Source organism: Nitrospiraceae bacterium (genome assembly GCA_020632595.1).
In the GTDB taxonomy this organism is placed as follows: Bacteria; Nitrospirota; Nitrospiria; order Nitrospirales; family UBA8639; genus Nitrospira_E.
In genome coordinates this window covers 110,626-131,375 of the sequence record JACKFF010000007.1, presented here as the reverse complement: position 1 = coordinate 131,375, position 20,750 = coordinate 110,626, and the positions used below count along the sequence as shown (strand labels likewise).

General features: G+C 50.0%; 18 protein-coding genes. 11 read left to right on the top strand and 7 right to left on the bottom strand.

Annotation, left to right across the window (positions count from 1 at the left end):
• Window positions 1-31 precede the first annotated feature (31 nt).
• From H6750_13855 to H6750_13820, 8 genes are all read left to right on the top strand, one after another.
• Window positions 32-211 (top strand): hypothetical protein, encoded by a 180-nt coding sequence (locus H6750_13855; protein MCB9775391.1) that lies wholly within the window; start codon window positions 32-34, stop codon window positions 209-211.
• The gene (locus H6750_13850) at window positions 208-588 is read left to right on the top strand and encodes a sensory rhodopsin transducer (GenBank protein MCB9775390.1); all 381 of its coding nucleotides are present in this window, start codon (window positions 208-210) and stop codon (window positions 586-588) included. Before H6750_13855 ends, H6750_13850 begins: the two co-directional genes overlap by 4 nt.
• A 67-nt stretch (window positions 589-655) precedes the next feature.
• Window positions 656-2,407 (top strand): pyruvate oxidase, encoded by a 1,752-nt coding sequence (locus H6750_13845; GenBank protein ID MCB9775389.1) that lies wholly within the window; start codon window positions 656-658, stop codon window positions 2,405-2,407.
• Window positions 2,408-2,655: 248 nt separating this feature from the next.
• Entirely contained in the window at window positions 2,656-3,822 is a 1,167-nt protein-coding gene (locus H6750_13840) for a PRC-barrel domain-containing protein (protein ID MCB9775388.1), read from the top strand.
• 48 nt (window positions 3,823-3,870) lie between these two features.
• The gene (locus H6750_13835) at window positions 3,871-4,035 is read left to right on the top strand and encodes a hypothetical protein (GenBank protein MCB9775387.1); all 165 of its coding nucleotides are present in this window, start codon (window positions 3,871-3,873) and stop codon (window positions 4,033-4,035) included.
• A 263-nt stretch (window positions 4,036-4,298) separates the two neighbouring features.
• A complete protein-coding gene (locus tag H6750_13830) occupies window positions 4,299-5,402 on the top strand; it encodes a mandelate racemase (protein ID MCB9775386.1) in 1,104 nt (367 codons plus the stop codon).
• 76 nt (window positions 5,403-5,478) lie between these two features.
• Window positions 5,479-8,421 (top strand): FAD-binding oxidoreductase, encoded by a 2,943-nt coding sequence (locus H6750_13825; protein MCB9775385.1) that lies wholly within the window; start codon window positions 5,479-5,481, stop codon window positions 8,419-8,421.
• Window positions 8,422-8,524: 103 nt separating this feature from the next.
• Window positions 8,525-8,728 carry a hypothetical protein gene (locus tag H6750_13820; protein MCB9775384.1) on the top strand — a complete coding sequence of 68 codons (204 nt, stop codon included), beginning with the start codon at window positions 8,525-8,527 and terminating at the stop codon, window positions 8,726-8,728.
• 81 nt (window positions 8,729-8,809) lie between these two features.
• Here H6750_13820 and H6750_13815 read toward each other — a convergent pair whose 3' ends face one another.
• The 6 genes from H6750_13815 to H6750_13790 all read right to left on the bottom strand — a co-directional run bounded on the left by H6750_13815 (window position 8,810) and on the right by H6750_13790 (window position 13,994).
• Entirely contained in the window at window positions 8,810-10,177 is a 1,368-nt protein-coding gene (locus tag H6750_13815; protein MCB9775383.1) for a hypothetical protein, read from the bottom strand.
• 17 nt (window positions 10,178-10,194) lie between these two features.
• On the bottom strand, window positions 10,195-10,857 hold the full coding sequence (locus tag H6750_13810) for a DUF2238 domain-containing protein (GenBank protein ID MCB9775382.1): 663 nt from the start codon (window positions 10,855-10,857) through the stop codon (window positions 10,195-10,197).
• Window positions 10,826-11,491, bottom strand: a complete 666-nt coding sequence (locus tag H6750_13805) for a DUF2238 domain-containing protein (protein ID MCB9775381.1) — start codon at window positions 11,489-11,491, stop codon at window positions 10,826-10,828. The genes H6750_13810 and H6750_13805 overlap by 32 nt, the downstream gene beginning before the upstream one ends.
• A 247-nt stretch (window positions 11,492-11,738) precedes the next feature.
• A complete protein-coding gene (locus H6750_13800) occupies window positions 11,739-11,960 on the bottom strand; it encodes a hypothetical protein (GenBank protein ID MCB9775380.1) in 222 nt (73 codons plus the stop codon).
• 944 nt (window positions 11,961-12,904) lie between these two features.
• Entirely contained in the window at window positions 12,905-13,183 is a 279-nt protein-coding gene (locus tag H6750_13795; protein ID MCB9775379.1) for a VOC family protein, read from the bottom strand.
• A 247-nt stretch (window positions 13,184-13,430) separates the two neighbouring features.
• Window positions 13,431-13,994, bottom strand: a complete 564-nt coding sequence (locus tag H6750_13790; protein ID MCB9775378.1) for a redoxin domain-containing protein — start codon at window positions 13,992-13,994, stop codon at window positions 13,431-13,433.
• 328 nt (window positions 13,995-14,322) lie between these two features.
• On the opposite strand from H6750_13790, the gene H6750_13785 reads away from it, so the two are divergent.
• The 3 genes from H6750_13785 to H6750_13775 all read left to right on the top strand — a co-directional run bounded on the left by H6750_13785 (window position 14,323) and on the right by H6750_13775 (window position 19,876).
• Entirely contained in the window at window positions 14,323-16,449 is a 2,127-nt protein-coding gene (locus H6750_13785) for a catalase (GenBank protein MCB9775377.1), read from the top strand.
• Between the two features lie 173 nt (window positions 16,450-16,622).
• A complete protein-coding gene (locus tag H6750_13780; protein MCB9775376.1) occupies window positions 16,623-18,359 on the top strand; it encodes an HAD hydrolase family protein in 1,737 nt (578 codons plus the stop codon).
• Between the two features lie 647 nt (window positions 18,360-19,006).
• Window positions 19,007-19,876: a hypothetical protein gene (locus H6750_13775; GenBank protein MCB9775375.1), complete on the top strand. Its 870-nt coding sequence runs from the start codon at window positions 19,007-19,009 to the stop codon at window positions 19,874-19,876.
• A 478-nt stretch (window positions 19,877-20,354) separates the two neighbouring features.
• Here the strand turns inward: H6750_13775 and H6750_13770 are convergent, their stop codons facing one another.
• Window positions 20,355-20,687, bottom strand: coding sequence for a BON domain-containing protein (locus tag H6750_13770; GenBank protein MCB9775374.1), 333 nt, complete (start codon window positions 20,685-20,687; stop codon window positions 20,355-20,357).
• Between the last annotated feature and the right edge of the window lie 63 nt (window positions 20,688-20,750).

Sequence of the window (20,750 nt, the reverse complement as noted above, 5' to 3'; positions counted from 1 at the left end):
TTTTTACGGGTAAAAGGAAAGGAATCTCTGTATGAATGAACAAGTGAACAACATTGATTCTCAAGGGACACATTCGTCCGGGGATAGCAATCCGTCCTTGCCTTCTTATCTTCTGGAAGCTGCATTAGATAGAGAATGGGAACGTCGCCATCGGCATGGACCTTTTGGAAAAGCTCAAGGAACCCCAGCAGAAGAGGAAAAGCGTTCATGAGTCAATCAATGGGGGCTAAACGATGGGCTATTCCTGAAGGATATATCCCTCCCGAAAGCCATGGACCGGAGCCGCAGATGACGAGTCATGAAACCGCATGCCTGCTGAATGTCTCCAACGACCCGGCGCATGTGCGTGTCACAATTTTTTATGCGGACCGTGATCCCGCGGGGCCTTACAAAATCACCGTTCCCCCTCGTCGAACGAGTCATGTTCGTTTTAATGATTTACAAGACCCTGAACCCATACCCAGGGATACGGATTTCGCAAGCTTGTTCGAGTCGGATGTGCCGATTGTGGTGCAACACACCAGACTGGATTCCCGACAGGCGGAGAATGCTCTCCTGTCTACCATCGCCTATACGGACCATTCGTAATGTATTCCAGTGTCGAGGTAGAGACTGCGTGTTTCAAAATGGGAAAAACCAGAGAGGAACGCAGAACATGACAAAAACCGCCGCGGACGTGTTGATAGAGAAGCTTCAAAATTGGGGGGTAGAGGTCATATTCGGTCTTCCCGGAGATGGCATTAATGGAATCATGGAAGCCCTGCGTCAACGTAAAGATATCATAAGGTTCATCCAGGTGCGCCACGAAGAAGCCGCGGCCTGGATGGCGTGCGGGTATGCCAAATACACGGGAAAGCTTGGCGTGTGCCTGGCTACCTCAGGCCCTGGAGGGCTTCATCTTCTGAATGGTTTGTATGACGCCAAAATGGAGAAACAACCGGTACTGGCCATTACCGGTCATCATTTTCACGATTTGATCGATACCCATGCCCAACAGGATGTGAATCTTACAAGAGTCTTTGAAGATGTCGTGGTCTACAACACTCGAATCATGAGCGCGACGCATGTGGAGAATGTGGTCGACTTAGCCTGTCGGACCGCTCTGAGCTATCGCGGGGTGGCTCACATAAATTTTCCCGTCGATCTGCAAGATTCAAAAGCAGACAGAGGCTATTCCAAACGCAATACTCCTCACCATTCGATGGAAATCTTTTCCCGTGGCGCGCGATTACCCAATGCAGCAGATTTACAACAAGCCGCCAATGTCCTGAATGAGGGAAAACGTATTGCCATCATGGCAGGGGCCGGGACTTTGGAAGCCACCGATGAACTGGAACACATTGCCGAAATGCTGGGAGCGCCCATTATTAAGCCGTTATTGGGAAAAGCGTCGGTGCCGGACGACAGTCCCTACACAACGGGGGGCATCGGATTATTGGGAACTGCGCCCTCTCAGGAGGCCCTGGAGGATTGCGATACCCTGCTTCTCATCGGAACCTCATTTCCCTATATGGAATTTTATCCCAAACCCGGCCAGGCCCGAGCCGTCCAGATCGATCTTGATCCGGCGCGAATCGGACTACGGTACCCGGTGGAAGTCGGCCTGGTTGGCGACTGCCGGAGAACCCTTCAAGCGCTCTTGCCGATGTTGGAACGGAATAAACACCGAAAATTTTTGGAACGGGCACAAACGGCAATGGCCAAATGGCGGACATTGATGGAAGAACGCGGAACCCGAAAAGACAAACCCATGAAACCCCAGGTGGTGGCTTGGGAACTCGGCAAACGTCTTTCTGACCACGCCATCGTTTCCTGTGATTCGGGAACGATCACGACCTGGTGGGCCAGGCAAATCCCGGCCAAGCGAGGGCAGAAGCACACGGTATCCGGCACTCTGGCCTCCATGGCCTGCGGCTTACCCTATGCGATTGCCGCCCAAATCGCCTATCCGGATCGCCAATGTATCGCATTTGTGGGAGATGGGGGTTTTTCGATGCTCATGGCTGAATTCGCCACCTGTGTCAAATATCAATTGCCCGTGAAAGTGTTCGTTATCAAAAATAATACACTTGGCCAAATTAAATGGGAACAGATGGTGTTTCTGGGAAACCCCGAATATGGGTGCGAACTGCATCCCATCGACTTTGCCCTCGTGGCTCAGGCATGCGGAGGAACCGGACTAACGGTCGACGATCCTGCGGATTGCGGTTCCATCATCGACCAGGCCTTCCAAACGCCGGGCCCGGTATTGGTACAGGCCATCGTCGATCCGTTTGAGCCGCCGATGCCGGCCAACATTACGATGAGCCAAGCCGCCAAATTTGCTGAATCGTTGGCAAGAGGCGAACCGAACCGAGTAAAAATTGCTATGACGGCCTTGTCCGATCGGGTGCGAGAACTCGTGTAACGGAATACTGGAGAAATCCGTAGCCAGGAAAGGGGGAGGGTCTCGTCGCTTGAGCATGAGGATGTCCTAATTTTTTGTTTCTTTCCCCTTTTTTCGTGGACCATTCTTTCTGGACGCGTATTTAAAAAATGTGAATATTGAAGAGATCGTGAACAAATTGTGATGGTAAAAATCCGGGAAGATGATAAAGGCGTGATCAATATCAAGAACAAACATTTTACTTCCACTAAACGAGAAGGAGGTGAATTATGAAAAAGACGATTAAATTAATGGTAGTCGTGATGGTATGTAGTCTCATACAGATGAATGTGGTAATGGCAGCGAGTCAGCTGAAAAGTGGGCTCAAAGCCAGCAATGTAATAGGCAAGGAGGTCAAAAACCCAACAGGCAAAGAATTAGGGCAAATTGAGGAAATCGTTCTGGCTCAAGATGGAACGGTAGGATACGCCGTTTTGTCCTTCGGAGGGTTTTTAGGATTGGGAGATAAATATTTTGCGGTTCCGTGGAATGTCTTACGGCTTAACGATACCAAGAATCATCTCGTATTGGCGGTGAACGAGGAGAAACTTCAAAACGCCCCTGGTTTTGACAAGACAGATTGGCCGGACATTTCCGATTCTGAATGGATTCAGGTCGTTCATGATTTTTATGGAGTTCCACGGAAAGGGCAAGAACATCAATCCATAAAAGGTCTTCAGAAACATGCGCATTTTACTGCCAAACAAGGCTATCTGGTTGGAGGCGAGGGTAAAACCGGCAACAGCGTGCGCTACGATGGATCGAGGATTTGGGTAGGCCCGAGTTATGCCGTGGTCGATGTTGACCCAGAAGATAATAAGGGGATGCTCATGGGAATCGTCCGGACTCAGGATCATACCTACACGATTCTCATGACGGATTTCCAAGGCAAGACTGAATTCATGGATGGCGGCATTGCCACTGATCTGGAGCTTCACGGGACAACCGGACAAGGAGCACCATTATTTCCCAAGGTGGAAACCTATGTTGCAGGATGGGGAAAGGCGACAGTGTTTAAAGATGATAATGTCCTGTACAAGCAGTACCCTGCGCATTTCATGTTGACGGAAGGCTTGCGGGATGAAACCACACATCAAGTGCATTTTGTTGAGCCGGAAAAACTTAAGGTGCTGATGACGGCAAGCAAAGAAGGTAGTGAAGAAGGAAACACAAGCCGTGAAGCCGTACAATCCATTAAACAACAAGTGAAGCAGGCTCACGAATATGTCAATCCGGATACCATGCAGCTCCATATCGTTGCGCATTCACAGGAAAAGGATGCAGAAAATCTTCCTCCCTATAAGGAATTTATCCATTTTATGTTTGATCAGGTGTCCCTGGAAGATACAGGCAAGGAGCCACACCAATCCAATCAAAGGAAAACCACCCAAAGGTAGGAAACCTTGATTGGGGATCGTTTTTCAGAAATCAATTTTGAGCCTCGCATGGGTGTCACGTTTGCCAAAGGCTGTCAACAGGAAGATGGGATGAAAAACATGAGGACACAGACATTATCCCTCAAGCCTGCCATGGCGGCGGCCATTTCTCTTGCGCACGAATATGTTGAAAGGAAAGGTACAGACAAGACCGGATTGATTGCCGATAGATGAACCAAGGGAAAGGGAACGCTTGATTGGACACGTTGTTAGAGGAAGCAAAGAAGAGAAGGAAAGCGGAAATCGTGAAGGCGGAGGTGGCAGGGCGAGAGATGAGGTCGGGATGATGGACATTTTCCTGCTCTACACCATCGACCCATATGGCTTCCGGGCCGCGATGTCAGACAGGCAAGGTGGAAGGATGAAATATGTGAATCATCTTGTCCTTCTCCCAAGTCCTGTTTACCGTCCGAATATGATTTCACCATGGTGGAATAATGGTTGTTCTGCCGCAGGCTGACACCAGGATCGATCGCTATGAGGTCTCGGTTTATAAAATTCCCACTGACATGGCCGAATCGGATGGAACGTATACCTGGGATTCTACAACGCTGGTGGTGGTGCGGATAGGAACGCGGGCCGGAGAAGGATGGGGTTATACCTATGCCGACATCGCCACGGCTATATTAATTGAAAAGACATTGTGCTCCGTGTTGAAAGATCATGACGCCATGGCGATTCCCGAATGTTGGCTGATCATGAGACGGGCCATACGGAACATGGGGAGACCCGGCATTGCTTCCATGGCCATCGCCGCTGTGGATATGGCCCTATGGGATTTAAAGGCGAGGGTGCTGAACATTCCACTGATCATGTTATTCGGGCGTGCTCAGGATGGGATTCCAATTTATGGGAGTGGAGGATTTACCTCCTATACGGACCAACAGCTGGAGCATCAATTGGGAATGTGGGTCAAGCAGGGGATCTCGCAGGTCAAAATGAAAGTTGGACGTCATCCTGACCAGGACCTTCACAGGGTCCGCGTGGCACGCAACGCCCTTCAACCCGGCACCCGCCTCTTTGTCGATGCCAACGGAGCCTATACGGTTAAACAAGCCATGCGATTTTCTGAATTATTCGCGGAATCCGGCGTTGAATGGTTCGAGGAACCGGTTTCATCCGATAATCTCCACGGGCTCAACACAATCAAAGCACATGCGCCGGCATCCATTGAGATCGCTGCAGGTGAATATGGATATGATTTGCCGTATTTTCAAAGAATGGTGGATGCCCAATGTGTGGATGTGCTTCAAGCTGACGCCTCGCGTTGCGGTATCACCGGATTTTTACAGGTCGGAGCATTATGTGAATCCCGGTCTCTGCCGCTGTCAGCTCATTGTGCGCCGTCACTTCACCTCCATCCGGCCTGTGCGCTCCACCCTTTGCGACACATCGAATATTTTCACGATCATGTCAGGATAGAACAGACGCTGTTTGACGGTGTCCCGGCTCCGATTAACGGCAGACTCTATCCTGATTTGAGTCGTGCCGGACATGGCCTGGAATTCAAACGGGCGGATGCCGCTCAATTTGCTCTTTGAACGTTGGGGGGATTTTCTGCCAAGGCGGATCCCATACGGAATTTCGTCAGGTGCACCAGACAAGGACAAAAATTTCATGTTGACCAAATCACTGCCCATGCTGAATACCGCTCAGGTCAAAAAAAACCGACAGGAGCATTTCCCCTATCAGGAAATTGCAGCTGAGTTGTCTTCTCATCTTCAAATCTCCATTGAAGGAGAAGTGCGTTTCGATGAAGGAAGCCGGGCGTTATATGCAACTGACGGATCGAATTACCGCCAAGTGCCCGTCGGGGTGGTCATTCCTAAAACCGTGGAAGATGTGATCACGACGGTGGCCGTGTGTCACCGGCATGGAGTCCCGGTTCTCTCACGCGGTGGAGGGACCAGTCTGGCCGGCCAATGCTGTAATATGGCCGTCGTCATGGATATGTCGAAATACCTCCATTCCATCATGGAATTGGATCCCGCCTCCCGGCGTGCACGCGTGCAACCGGGTGTCGTGCTCGATGTGCTGCGCAACAGAGCGGAACAGCATCATTTGACGTTTGCGCCTGATCCCTCCACACATGATCACTGCACACTGGGTGGGATGATCGGGAACAATTCCTGCGGAGTGCATGCCCTGATGGGCGGAAAAACAGTGGATAACATCGAGGAAATGGAAATCCTCACCTATGATGGATTGCGGATGCGCGTGGGCAAAACCCGTGAAGAGGACCTCCACCACATTATCCGGCAGGGAGGCCGACGCGGTGACATCTTTGCCAGGTTACAATCCATTCGAGACCAATACGCCTCCCTGATTCGATCCCGCTATCCCGACATTCCCAGGAGAGTGTCGGGATACAATCTTGATCAATTACTCCCCGAACATGATTTCAATATCGCTCGAGCGCTAGTCGGGACCGAGGGCACATGTGTCACCGTGTTGGAGGCAACGGTCCGACTCGTCAAGAGTCCGCCATGGCGGACACTCATTGTCCTTGGATACCGGGACATCTATCAAGCCGGAGACCATTTGATGGACATCCTGGCGCATCAACCAATCGGCTTGGAAGGGCTGGACGATATGCTCGTGGGTGATATGACCAAAAACCATTTGCATGTTGATAACCTGTCCTTGCTTCCGGAGGGCCGGGGATGGCTGCTTGTCGAATTTGGCGGAGACACCCAGCAGGAAGCGGATGACCGGTCACGGGAGCTCATGGAGGAGCTTGGCAAGCAATCTCAAGCCCCGGCCATGAAACGCTATGATAATAAAGCTCAGGAACAATACGTGTGGAAGATTCGCAAATCTGTTCTCGCGGCCACAGCTCGAGTGCCGGGCGGTGATGACAGTTGGACCGGATGGGAGGATTCGGCAGTCGCACCGAAGGACGTGGGAAATTATCTCCGGGATCTTCGCGAGCTGATGAAGGCGCACGGGTATCAGTGTGCGCTGTATGGCCATTTTGGCCAGGGATGCATTCATACCCGCATTAATTTCGACTTAAAAACGCGGGCGGGAATTGACACATACCGTCATTTCATCGAAGAGGCCTCCGACCTGGTGATGCGGTATCACGGGTCCTTTTCAGGTGAACACGGAGATGGGCAGTCACGGGGGGAATTGCTGCCGAAGATGTTCGGCCAGGAACTCATGAATGCGTTTCGTGAATTTAAACAGGCCTGGGATCCTGATGGGAAAATGAATCCGGGAAAAGTGATCGATGCCCATCCCCTGGATCACAATCTGCGGTTGGGAACTTCCTATAATCCGCCGCAACTCGACACCCATTTTCACTATACGGATGATAGGGGGAGCTTTCCGCGGGCCACGTTACGCTGTGTCGGCGTGGGAGATTGCCGGAATATGGAAGGCGGAACGATGTGTCCCAGTTATCGAGTCACGCGGGAGGAACAACATTCCACGCGCGGACGGGCACACCTGCTGTTCGAAATGTTACAAGGGGATCCCTTACGCCACGGCTGGCGAAACGAAGCGGTCAAAGAGGCATTGGATCTGTGCCTGGCCTGCAAAGGCTGCCTGAGCGACTGTCCGGTGAATGTGGATATGGCCACCTATAAAGCGGAGTTTCTCTCTCACTATTATGAAGGCCGCCTCCGCCCCCGCGCCGCATTTTCCATGGGACTCATTTACTGGTGGTCAAGGCTCGCCTCCACCATGCCTGGGGTGGTGAATGCCGTGACCCATGCCCCGATATTAGGGACTCTGGTCAAAAAAATCGGAGGCATTGCTCCTCAACGAGACATGCCTCGTTATGCCAAAGAGTCCTTTACCGCCTGGTTTCATAAGCGGCCTGCTTCTTATTCTGCGGCGCCCAAAGTGGTGTTATGGCCAGACACCTTTAATAATTATTTTTTTCCCCACACACTGAAAGCGGCTGTCGAGGTGTTGGAAAAAATAGGCTTTGAGGTCACCATCCCCCCACGTCCTCTCTGTTGCGGACGTCCCTTGTATGATTTCGGTATGTTGAAAACCGCCAAGCTTCTGCTGCGTCAAATCATCGATTCCCTGGGTAAGGATATCGCCGCCGGCATTCCCGTTATTGGCCTTGAACCCAGTTGTGTGGCGGTCTTTCGCGACGAACTTCTTAAATTGTTTCCCAATGATGAACAGGCGAAACGGCTGGCCGGATTAACATGTACGTTTGGAGAATTTCTTGATAAACAGGCAGGACCCATTGTCTGGCCGCGGCTCAATGAACGAGCCATTGTGCATGGTCATTGTCATCAAAAAGCTGTCATGGGGATGAATAGTGAAATGAAAATTTTCAAGGACATCGGATTAGATTGCACACTTCTCGATTCCGGATGTTGCGGCATGGCGGGGTCCTTCGGCTTTAAAGAAGAGCATTACCGGATTTCCCTGGCTATTGGAGAACAGATTCTACTCCCGACGATTCGGGGGGCGGCGGCACAACGTGAATTAGTCGTTGCCGATGGATTCAGTTGTCGCGAACAAATCGTGCAAACGACCGGCCGAAATGCGCTCCATACGGCCGAAGTGCTTCAAAGAGCGATGAAGCGGTGCTGAATAAATATCTGATGCTTCTCTTACGAAAGGCCGGGCAGAAGAACCCGTGGCGAAAGTTTTTTTCATAAAGCCGGCTCCCTGCCGGCTAGAAAAGGAGGTCCTAATGCTCACCATCGGCTTTACCTTACTCATCATTGCCGGAATTTGTGCGGTCATTGGATTTGGAGTGTTTTCGACCCCTGTTGTGGGACCGGCACGGGTGGCCTTTTATTTTCTGTTCATTCTGTCCCTCGCGACGATCTTCTATGGAGTGGTTCAAACAGAAATGCATGTCAATCCACAGGTCCCGACGCAAGAACGGAACTAACCGTATCGGAAGAAAAAGAGAGGTGAAAGATCCTCATTCTGATCCTGATGAAAAAATGGTTACGGGAGCTTTTCCGAACTTTCAAAGAAGCTTGGACCAGAAGACCACGACACTATTTCCTCCCAACTTCGGCCCATGGCGATCACGATATATGCCAAAGTTATAACTATAATTAATTTCTATTTGTGAACCCCAGGGAGCCCCGCTGACGATTCCACCTCCCACGGCCGGCAGCATATCTACCTGATAGCGAATGGAACCGTCACCGTTGAAACGAGCTCGTTCGATCGCGGACCAGGTTCCTCGAATATATGGATACAAGAAAAACAGCGCCTCATACCGGTAGGTGAAATTTGTAATCGCGTATTTCCGCGGAAATAATTCATTGAAGGCCACTCCCGGAATGAGAGGACGGGAAAGCGCCTCCCATTCATACCCCGTGGGACGCCCAGGCAAACGGAAGGTGGAAAACCGGTCAAGGTTCTTCCCGATTCCGCCATACATCGTGACAATCAGTCTGTGCCGCTCTGTCGGGACCAAAGGGATCTTCCCCGCCAAGGCGGCATAGAAGCTGGCAAGCATAAATGTGTGGTCATCATGGTTATCCGGGGTCTCGAATGCCGGATCTCCCCACTGACGCCAACGGGCACGATGTCCATGGAGGGCATCACCTCCAAAAGCGAATCCGTGATGAAGCAATTCCATAAGATTTCGTTCAAATTTATCTATCCGAAGCCGGGCATGGACTCGGCCTTCGTATGTATTTTGGGGCACAATGAAATTATTGGACGTCTTTGAACTGCGATCGAACCAACGGTAACCGGGTTCATACGTTAAGGAAAATTCAGCCGCATTATCCTGCCCCCCCGGCGATAAGGGCGTGCGATACCCGATACCAATCCCCGCAAAGAAATAATTCCATTCCAGTTCCACGTCCTTGATAGCCTCTCCTTCTACATATTCGTATCGGCCGAATGGAATGATCACATTTTCAAAGGTCATGGCGGCAAACCATGGGCTGGTTGATGACAGACCACGCTGATACTGGATATCATTGAATACTCCTGAAAAAGTCCCCCGAAACCGCTGATTTTCATCCTTCCAATTTCGCCAGACAAACAACGCGCCGAATGGGAGAAGTTCTAACCGTTTGGGTCCGTCCGGAATCCAATTCATGCCGAAATTGATCGCCGTCACATGTCGGCGATCCCGTGGAGGGACATGAATTTCCTGTCCAAAAATTTCCGTCTGATGGGGTTCTCCTGCAAGCGGCGTATCGGTTGTCTCCCCGGAGACGGACCGCCCGGGAATAACTATCAGACAAAAGGCCAAAGCCAACAGGCAAGTATGGATAGATATTTGGCCTATACGCCCGCGCCCGTATGGTCGCTTGAAAATTTCGCTGTACGCGTGGACCGGAAAAGAGCAGGCCATGGACAGTTGAACCATAAGGAAATCAGGAAATGCTAGGGAGGAGACGGAAGAGTTTTTTGAGGCACGAACTTGGAAAGTGCATAGGTCAGCATGATAGTGATCAATGCTCCGAGAACCGCCACCGTCATATCCTTTTGGGCATCCCATTCGTCACCTTGAGTGCCAAGATACGCCTCTCCCAATTCCGGACGAACCAGAAGAACCACCCACGATTCAATAATTTCAAAGAATCCACTGAGGGCCAATATTCCGCTGATAGGAAGATAATAAGCCCAGAATCCCCTCACATTTACGCGACGCAGAAATAATTCTCGCAACGGATAAGCCAGGAACAACCCGAATGAAAAATGCGCGATCCGGTCAAAATGATTGCGCTCTAATCCCCACCACTCCTGCATCCAAAACCCCAGAGGAACTTTTGAATAGGTATAATGGGCTCCGATCGCATGAAGGCTCATAAACATGGCGAGAAATACATAGGAAAGATCCGATAATGGAAACCATCGATAGGTCGCGACAAGGACAATGATCAGTCCTATCGCTAAAATATTTTCGAGGAACCAGTCATGACGGTCGACGGGGTCAATGGCAAGGAATACCCATAGCACCACATACCAAGCCACAAGCACGTGTAAAAAAGTGTGTTCTCGGAAACTTTTCCGGTTAGTGGCGGTCACTGCAGTGGTCAGGCGCATGCGGGAAATCCACCGTCCTTTGCTGTGATCCAGATGAACGAGATGCTTTCAATAGCCGGGAACACAGCAAAAACGCCAACCAGAGCAGCGCGCCATATAACGTGGCCGCCATATCTTTTTGGGCATCCCAGATATCTCCCTGTGCACCGAGATAGGCCAGACCTAATTCCGGGTGAACAATTCGGGTCACCCATGATTCCAGAATTTCCCACAATCCCCCAAGCCCGACAAGTGTGAGCAGGACCATTCCCGCGCGGATCCTTCCGGACATGCCTGGGATTTCCCTGAAGATTTCCCACAAGGGATGGGCAAAGAGCAAGCCGAAACAAAAATGAACGATACGATCAAAATGGTTACGAGGTAATTCGAATAGATCTTCTAACCAGAGTCCGAATGGGACCTGAGCATACGTATAGTGTGAGCCAATTGTATGCAGAGTCAGGAAAATCGTAAACAGCGCATAGGAAGTGCCGGAAAAAGGCATTCGCCGATAGGAAATAGTTAATACACCAACGAAAAGAAGAGGAAGGATATTGGCAAAGGCCCAACTTTGAGGATCAAGAGGGGCCCTTCCCATTACCAGAAAGAAGCCGACATACCACAGCAATAAACCGACCATCACCAAATTTTTCAAGCCTATACTCCCTGAGCGGGATGTGAATAGGTCATGCACACGACCGTTATATTGTCTACCAGGCATTTCTGAATGACAAGTCAAAAAAGGGAACCCTTTTCCATGAGAGAGGTTTGAAGGCATCCTTTGATAGCCGCCCTGATGAAATTTGGATCGCCATATATAATCGGGATCATTCTCTTCTTGGACTCCGTGAGAATGCATCATAATTTTCCTCAGCCTTCTTCACAGGAGGATCCCGGTTCCGCTATCGGGTGGGTTCCGCAGTGGGAGGTCGGGAAGAGGAACCTTCCGCTCGAGCCGGACTACCCTCCATGAATCGTTTGCATCCGCTATTGCCGGAGACCAACAATCGATACGATTGGAGGTTTTCATCGATACAGAGTCCCATTGTGGCATCTCCAATCTTTGCAGATGGTTCGATTTGCCACCATTGGCAGCTTTTGCATAATCCCCATTTGTCCGCCATCTTCGTCTCCTTTCAGAAATATACGTCTTCCCGGTGAATTTTAGCCGCGAGAAAATATACATACACATGAATAACTATGCATAATCATTTCTTTCTTCACACTTCCTACATATCCAATCATTTCTCCCTATAGGAAATTAAGAAACAGGACATAATTTTTCGATGTGCATAGTGGTACTACAACACAGGAACGTATGAGTCAGATATGGATTAATCTGGCGGGCGGCTTTCCTAAATGTCCATTATCGATATCATCACAGGCATCCATCAACAGGACTCCCCGCGCCGCTATTGCACATGTGTCGAGAAAGTGAACACGGCGTGAGAAGAATATAGGAAGAATTGCACTTCAATATTTCCAGCCACTGCTGTACTCATCACCACGCGACCAGAAACCAAAATTTCAACTCTTCCACGTTCATTGACAGCTCACTGCTCCCAACAACATCAACTCATCTTCTTTGCCCTATTAGCCCAGGGACTCAGGCCGCCTTGGAAAGAAAGTTCTTAGGGATGGCCGTCAGGATCGAGGAACCATATCCCTATGCGGGGAGCCTGGAGATTCGGGCCCGGAATCATTTCCGGGGTCCTTCAACTTGACCGTATGTTTCTTTAGATGCTCCAGCGCGAGTGCGTCCATATTTTGCAAATCAATTGACATATGCCCTATTGTTTTCAAGGACGGTTTGCCTTTTGACAAAGCGATCGTCACAAACTCGTTGCTGACTGCCACAATTTCCTCACATTCAGACTCCTTACGCATTCCCAATACTTGGATAAATCATTTTGCACTTCGTTTGGGATCACGGACCGCGAGTCCGAAGTGACCGACCGGCCCCATAATAAACGGTATCGTCACATTCCCCGCATTTCGTGAAATCCGTGAGCATTGATCCCTTGTCGGTTGTCCTCAGCTCCTGTTTACGCTTTTGTGCAAATCGACCCTATTCAGAAGAGCTCTCCTGATCCCATACAGATGCTACCAATGGATGAGGTTTCGTTACGGCTGTCCCACCGCTGTTATTAGGACGGGTAATGATTTCCAGTAAATGGCCGTTCGGATCGTCGAAATACAGTCCGCGTCCATTATCCCAACCGTTGATGTGATTCGGCTCCTCCCGATGGGGATCAGCCCAATACTGTAGCCGTCGTTCCTGGATTCCCTCAAAGATCTTGTCGAATTTGACCTCGCTGACCAGAAAAGCATAATGGTGAGAGGGAATGTCGCCATGGGCAGAAAGTCTCTCCTACACGGACCACCGCAATGGGCCCCAAGAGGATTGGGGCCGGCAGACCAGCTAATTCCGGCAGAAACACTTCCGAAACTGCTTTGTCCTTGGCAACCACAATGGTGTGATTCAATGTCATGGAAAGGGTCTTAACCCTTTCTTATCATGACACGCCTGTGTTTTCCACAACTGCCAACCGGGCCTGTTTCTGATGAGATAAAGATTGACCAGGGCCTGGGGCTTAAATCTTTCCGACAAGATCCAAGCCCGGTTTTAACGTCTTATCTCCCGGTTTCCAGTTAGCCGGACAGACTTCTCCTTTTCCTTCCCTGACGTGAACTGCCGCTTGAAGGTTTCTCAGTAGTTCCCGGCCATTTCGTCCAATGCTGTTGTCGTGGATTTCTGCCACTTTCAGGATTCCGTCCGGATCGATCAGGAAACTCCCACGCAATGAGACTCCCTCCTCTTCCAGATATGTTCCGAACTCCCGGCTTAGCCGGCCCGTGGGATCGGCTACCATGGGGAACTGAATATTTTGTATGGCAGGCGAGGTATCGTGCCAGGCCTTATGCACAAAGACCGAATCGGTGCTGACGCTAAGAACTTCAGCCCCGAGCTTTTGAAATTCGGGATACAATTCCCCCAATTCTTGCAATTCTGTTGGACAGATAAACGTAAAATCACCCGGATAAAATACCAGTACCAGCCATTTGCCACGGAATTCGGACACCTTGAGAGAACGGATCTGTTCCTTATGATAGGCCTGGTATGTGCCATCCGTGATTGTCTGTCCAATTTGCATCATCATGCTTTTCGACCTCCTTCATGGAAACGGGTTGTAATGTTCAATACAAGTCATTCGGAGTAGATGTTTGGGCGTCTGTATCTGAATATCTAAACTCCGACTCTCAAGTCACTTAATCAAATCTTTTCCCGAAATGCAAAAGGTTGGGCCTGCCATGAACCCTTGAGTACAACTCTCCTGTAACGCAATGACAGTTTTTGTCATCTCTTACCAGGGTTTCTAACAGTGTGGGCCTTCTAATTGTTTCGCTATCATCTCCTCTACTCTAACCGTCACATGTTCACTCACCTATCTATCACGAAATCATCAATGATGAGGAGCGATCCCAATGGCCAAAAAACAATCCGCTGCATCCACCCCTCCTTCAACCCGTAAAACCGCGAAATATGCCGACCGGACTGTCGAGATCGGCACTGGAGGGGAAGTGCACCAGACAAGCGGAAAAACCAATCCGGTATTAACCACTCAGCAAGGTATTCCCGTCGCGGATGACCAAAACTCGCTGAAAATCGGAATGAGGGGTCCAACCGCCCTGGAGGACTTTCACTTTCGAGAGAAGTTATTTCATTTTGACCATGAACGTATTCCAGAACGCGTAGTGCATGCACGCGGGTTCGGGGCTCATGGATACTTTGAAAACTACGAATCTCTGAGGGATGTCACCAAAGCCGACCTCTTTCAACGACCAGGGGAGAAAACCCCCGCGTTTGTCCGGTTCTCTACCGTAGCCGGCAATAAGGGTTCCTTCGATTTGGCAAGAGACGTCAGGGGATTTGCCGTGAAGCTGTATACCCAAGAGGGGAATTGGGATCTTGTGGGGAATAATATGCCCGTGTTCTTTATTCAGGACGCCATGAAATTTCCCGACCTCGTTCACGCCGCCAAGGCGGAACCGGATCGTGGCTTTCCGCAGGCGCAAACCGCGCATGATAACTTTTGGGACTTTATATCGCTCACACCCGAAAGTATGCACATGGTGATGTGGATCATGTCCGACAGAGCCATTCCCCGTTCCTTTCGTTTTATGGAAGGGTTTGGTGTGCATACATTCCGGCTGCTCAATAGCCAGGGAAAATCAACGTTCGTGAAATTTCACTGGAAACCCAAATTGGGGATGCAATCCGTAGTGTGGAACGAAGCCGTAAAAATTAACGGAGCGGACCCGGACTTCCATCGCCGGGATTTATGGAGTGCCATTCAGCAGGGTGACTATCCGGAATGGGAACTGGGCCTCCAACTTTTTGATGATGAATTTGCTCAACAATTCGCTTTTGATGTACTCGATTCCACCAAACTCATTCCGGAAGAAATTCTACCGATTCGACGGGTGGGCCGTCTCGTTCTGGATCGCTGTGTGGATAATTTTTTTGCTGAGACGGAACAGGTCGCATTTTGCACACAAAATATTGTGCCAGGCATTGATTTTTCAAATGATCCGCTCTTACAAGGGCGGAACTTTTCCTACCTCGATACTCAGCTCAAACGGCTTGGCAGTCCGAATTTCACGCACATCCCCATCAACGCGCCCAAGTGCCCCTTCAGCCATTTTCAACAGGACGGCCACATGGCCATGCAGAATCCACAAGGCCGAGCCAATTATGAACCCAATTCGTGGTCCGGCGACGATGCCGGCCCGCGTGAATCCCCGGAAAAAGGATTCACGTCTTATCCTGCAGAGGACAAAGGCCCAAAGGTCCGCCTTCGCTCCGAGACCTTTGCCGATCATTACAGCCAGGCCCGACAATTTTATATCAGTCAGACTGAGGTTGAACAAATGCACATTGCGAACGCCTTAGTCTTTGAATTAAGCAAAGTAGAACATCCTGAAATACGGAATCGTATGGTTTCTCATTTACTCAATATCCACCAGGATCTGGCCAAAACGGTCGCGAACGGTTTGCGCATCCAGCAGATGCCCGCGCCCGCAGATGCCGTGAAACCGACTCAGGAGGATCTCCAACAGTCACCCGCGCTCAGCATTCTTCTTAATAGTCCCAAGACCTTCAAAGGGCGAAAGCTTGGTGTGCTCATCACCGACGGGGTCGATATAAAATTATTGAAATCTCTCAAAGCGGCCGTCAAATCGGAAGGAGCGATCATGGAGATTGTGGCCCCCGGCGTGGGCGGAGTGGAAGCCAGCGACGGAACATGGATAGAAGCGGATCAAAAAATCGATGGCGGCCCATCTGTCCTGTATGACGCGGTCGCCCTCCTTCCCTCCGAGGAAGGAGGGCGGGCTTTGGCCAAAGAGCCGGCGGCGAGAGATTTTGTAGCGGATGCCTTTGCGCATATGAAATTTATCGGATATGTCGAAGCCGCGACTCCCCTTTTTACCAAGGCAGGGTTGACAGATATGGACGGGGGTATGATCGCGCTTGACGGAAATAAAGGCACCTCCAATTTCCTGGAACTGTGCCGTCACCTCCGGTTTTGGGACCGCACCACGGCTTCATAACTGGCAGATCGATCAATGAATCGGGTACCAATGACAGGTCAGTGAGGAGAACGGGAAATTGAGACACAATGCCAAACAAGTCTCGATCAGCTTTGTGCAAAAATTCCAATGCCTTCGCAACTCCACCACAGAGCGTCCCTAGGAGTCGTTTCATTTTTTACCAAACAACATAAATGAGATATTTAGCACTGGCGACTGATTATGACGGCACTCTTGCCCTCCATGGGCGCGTCTACGAATCGACCCTTCGAAGTCTGGAAAAAGTCTTAACAACCAATCGAAAGCTCCTTCTGGTCACAGGTCGGGAACTGGATGATCTACTGAATGTCTTTCCTCACCCTTATTTATTTGATTGGATTGTCGCCGAGAATGGGCTTTTATTGTATAACCCTTCTTCCAAGGAAACGATCACACTGGCGGATATACCGTCGGAAGATTTTATCATGCAGCTTCGTTCCCGGGGCATTCCCATTTCAGTCGGACGAAATATCGTCTCCACCGTCCGCCCGCATGAAACTGTCGTATTGGAAGGGGTCCGTGATCTTGGATTAGATATTCAACTGATTTTTAACAAAGAAGCCGTCATGATGCTTCCCGCCGGATTCAGCAAAGCGACCGGCCTGGAGAAAGCGCTTCACAAAATGGGCCTCTCACCACACAATGTCGCCGGAATTGGCGATGCCGAGAATGATCTGCCCTTTCTGGGAATGGTGGAATGCTCCGCGGCAGTCGGCAACGCCCTCCCGGCTATCAAGGAACGCGCCGATATCGTGACGGAAGGAGAGCAGGGAGACGGAGTCGTGGAGTTCATCCGGCATCTTCTGGCTGACGATTTACAATCAATTGACCCGTCCCTTCATCGGCATTATGTGGTGCTGGGATCCACAGAGACGGAGCAGGAAGTCCGGATCAGTCCCTATGGTCCGAACCTTCTCCTGGCCGGCTCATCGGGAAGCGGAAAATCAACGCTATCAACGGGCATCATTGAGCGTCTTACGGATAAACGGTATCAATGCTGTATCATCGATCCTGAAGGCGATTATGAAACGTTGGAACAGGCTGTGATCCTGGGTGACATGAATCACACACCCACCTCAAAGGAGGTTATCAATATCCTGGAAAATCCGGATACGAACCTGGTCATCAATCTGGTGGGTCTGGCGATACAGGAACGTCCTTCTTTTTTTAAAAACATCTTTACGGATCTTCAGGACTTTAGAGCACGAACGGGCCGCCCTCATTGGATTGTACTGGATGAGACTCATCATTTGATGCCGGCAGAATTGGATACCCCTTTCTCCTCCCCATCACCACATTCCCTGCTCATGATCACTGTGCATCCCGATCAAATGGCTGCCGACGCCCTTGCCGCTATTGCCTGTGTCGTGGTGATTGGCAAATCTCCAGGCGAGCGATTAGAGGCTTTCACCAATTCGGTGGGGGATTCTCTGCCTTCCTTCGAGGACCATCACATCCAACCGGGGGAGGCAATATTCTGGGAACGCTACGGAGGGGCGCTGCCGGTTCGATTCCGGATACACCCCAATCGGAGCGAGAGGAGACGTCATCGTCGGAAGTATGCAGAAGGAGAATTAGGACCTGATCGCAGTTTTTACTTTCAAGGTCCGGAAGGAAAATTGAACCTCCGAGCACAAAATCTTATGGTCTTTCTTCAACTGGCAGAAGGGCTGGATCCTGAAACGTGGATGTATCATTTGAAGCGCCATGATTATTCTTCCTGGGCTCGAGATTGCATTAAAGATAAAACCCTGGCCTCCGAGATTCGGGAAATAGAATCCAACGAACCGCTTGAACATGGGCACAGTCTGGCTCGCATCAAAGCCGCCATTGCATCCCGGTATGTCCTCTCTCCCCACCCTCCCTCTCCATCCCCTCTTCCCTCCCCTTGATTTATGTAGTTTTCAATTTCCGAAAAATTAAATAGGGCCACGGATCAATCGGGATCGTAGAAACATACCGTCCCACCGGCCTGTGGGTCTGAATTTGGAAGCAGCGGGATGAAATGCATCCCCAAATGAATGGGGAAGAAGGTAATCGCTAGGGGTAAATATGGCTAATTCACGGGTTTTCACCAGTTAGCGGTTAACGGAATTCCCCTCATAATTTTTCATAATATGCAAGAGGTTTTTACATTTTCTCTTTTGGAGTGACCGCATTCCCAAAATAAGGAGGTCGAATTATGAAGGTGTTACACGCAGTGCTGGGCGTCTTAATGGTCATCGTTCAAATAATCGATTTTATTGTTTTCGTACGCCCATTAGTCTTGGCGATTTAATGGTCATTAGCCTTCGCTCTAGATATCATTTTGTTAAGGGAGAGATATCGAAGGAAAATGGATCAAAAGACGAAATGGGTCTCAAAGAAGGAGGCGAGGTGGACTATCAGTGACTTTGTCTCCTTTTTTCTACTGAGCCCTTTAAACCTTCAATACCATTTATTCGTGACTTGTTGTCCGGCTTCCGCTCAATCTCCATGCAGGTAACCCGGAAACCGGAACAGGCTATCTGTTAGCTGTTTTCACGTGAAAGGAGGAACTATGTCACTTTCCATAAAATTTTTCTCAAACTGGAAAACCACTGTGCTTTTCGGATCATGTGTGTATCTTTTGGTGGGGATAACGGCTGCATCAGGAGGGGATAAAGCCTCTACAGGTACATCCAAACCCCAGTCCACCATGGAACAGGAGAAAATGGATGGAGGCCGGCAACAACCATTTACATTGCTTCCCGGCCATCGGGTTATTAAGGGTGTGGTGGAAAGCGTGAAAGCCGATCAGGCAAAGGTCAATTCCGGAGATACCGGAGAAATCAGCCCCCGCTATCTGTCACTGGAAAGGGCGAAAGAGAAGGGCTTTACTCTGAAACAGGGGGATAAGGTCACCATCATGGTGAATGATAAAAATCACGTCGTGGATTACCATCTCACCGGCGGTGAAGGCCACAGTCATCACCAAGTCGTCAAAGGCAAACTTGCGCAACCGCTCAAGGTTGGGCAGGAACAAGCGATAATTAAAACGAAAGATGGGAAAGAACAATCCTTTGCAGTCCGTCCGCTTGCCAGAAGCGAAGTCGCCGCCATTCCCTTCGACACCGAGGGACTGTTTCTCATCGATGAAACCAATAAAATTGCGAGCGCCACATTAACCAAGGATGTCACGTCCGAGGACGATTGGGCTCGTTCCACTGCCTATAATGTCTATCGTCATATTGAGGGAGTCATCCAGGAAACACCAGATAAGAAATCCCTAACGATTCACACCAAAAACAAGAAATCCCTGACATTACCGGTCTGGGATTATTTACAGAATGAGTTGGAGGAGCTTTCAAAAGGCATGCCGGTGACCCTCTTGGTAGATCAGAATGATAAAGTCGCTGATATTGCCAATATTCCTTTGAATGAGAAATAGTCTCATAGAAGAGAAAGAAGGTTTGAGCCTTGACCTGGAATGGAGGGCAAATGGGAGTTCGCGCACAAGGGCCATGTTCTCTGATTGACATCATCGCGCCGGAAGTAGGACCCCTGCATTCCTCCAGTTCCAGCTTGAGGCACAGACCATGATTGGCGTCTCAGAGTCGATCATCAATTGGAATCAGAGGAATGGCCGGTCTTGACGAGGAGGTTTCAGGAATCCGGATCATCCCACGAGGCTTTCCACATCATCGGAAACCACACTCCATCTGGGATTTTCCCTATTCACTCTCGTTGATTGCTAAAGCCTCCCCTTCCTCGTTCCCAACGCGACAATTAAGTTATCTCTCGAGACGATGATGCCTCCGTTTGAACGGCGAAAGGCGATGGGCGCGCGAGTCACGGTGTAGTTTTCAATTTACCATATGAGGGAATGAGACCTTGTCACAGCGGAAGATACCCTGAGAACAGGCATGTCATTTGACTTGAATATTATTGAGAACGGAATCCACCCCGGATACATTGATTGCGGCCTTTTCCGCCGCTTTTCGGTGTGGTTCTTTTTCCACGAACCCTTCCAACGTCACCACCCCATTTCGGACTACGATGTCAATAGGAGCCGCATCCAACCCCTCCTGTATAAGAGCGACTTTTACTCTGGCGGCGATATATTCGTTCCTATCCGACACCTCTGCATCATGGCCGAGCGGAGAGCCACATCCGAACGTCGCCAATACAAAAACTAGCAGGCATACAGCAGGAACATGCCGCCACCCATCGGAAAAGGAAAAGGAGGAGAAATGGCTCATATGAATCCTTGAAAAGATCATTCTCAATGGAGATACAGAAACATACCAGATACATTGTGCCGA

Coding starts and splice junctions, on each gene's coding strand:
- H6750_13855 (MCB9775391.1), top strand. CDS start 32: ATGAATGAACAAGTGAACAACATTGATTCTCAAGGGACACATTCGTCC.
- H6750_13850 (MCB9775390.1), top strand. CDS start 208: ATGAGTCAATCAATGGGGGCTAAACGATGGGCTATTCCTGAAGGATAT.
- H6750_13845 (MCB9775389.1), top strand. CDS start 656: ATGACAAAAACCGCCGCGGACGTGTTGATAGAGAAGCTTCAAAATTGG.
- H6750_13840 (MCB9775388.1), top strand. CDS start 2,656: ATGAAAAAGACGATTAAATTAATGGTAGTCGTGATGGTATGTAGTCTC.
- H6750_13835 (MCB9775387.1), top strand. CDS start 3,871: ATGGGTGTCACGTTTGCCAAAGGCTGTCAACAGGAAGATGGGATGAAA.
- H6750_13830 (MCB9775386.1), top strand. CDS start 4,299: ATGGTTGTTCTGCCGCAGGCTGACACCAGGATCGATCGCTATGAGGTC.
- H6750_13825 (MCB9775385.1), top strand. CDS start 5,479: ATGTTGACCAAATCACTGCCCATGCTGAATACCGCTCAGGTCAAAAAA.
- H6750_13820 (MCB9775384.1), top strand. CDS start 8,525: ATGCTCACCATCGGCTTTACCTTACTCATCATTGCCGGAATTTGTGCG.
- H6750_13815 (MCB9775383.1), bottom strand. CDS start 10,177: ATGGTTCAACTGTCCATGGCCTGCTCTTTTCCGGTCCACGCGTACAGC.
- H6750_13810 (MCB9775382.1), bottom strand. CDS start 10,857: ATGCGCCTGACCACTGCAGTGACCGCCACTAACCGGAAAAGTTTCCGA.
- H6750_13800 (MCB9775380.1), bottom strand. CDS start 11,960: ATGGCGGACAAATGGGGATTATGCAAAAGCTGCCAATGGTGGCAAATC.
- H6750_13790 (MCB9775378.1), bottom strand. CDS start 13,994: ATGATGCAAATTGGACAGACAATCACGGATGGCACATACCAGGCCTAT.
- H6750_13785 (MCB9775377.1), top strand. CDS start 14,323: ATGGCCAAAAAACAATCCGCTGCATCCACCCCTCCTTCAACCCGTAAA.
- H6750_13780 (MCB9775376.1), top strand. CDS start 16,623: ATGAGATATTTAGCACTGGCGACTGATTATGACGGCACTCTTGCCCTC.
- H6750_13775 (MCB9775375.1), top strand. CDS start 19,007: ATGTCACTTTCCATAAAATTTTTCTCAAACTGGAAAACCACTGTGCTT.
- H6750_13770 (MCB9775374.1), bottom strand. CDS start 20,687: ATGAGCCATTTCTCCTCCTTTTCCTTTTCCGATGGGTGGCGGCATGTT.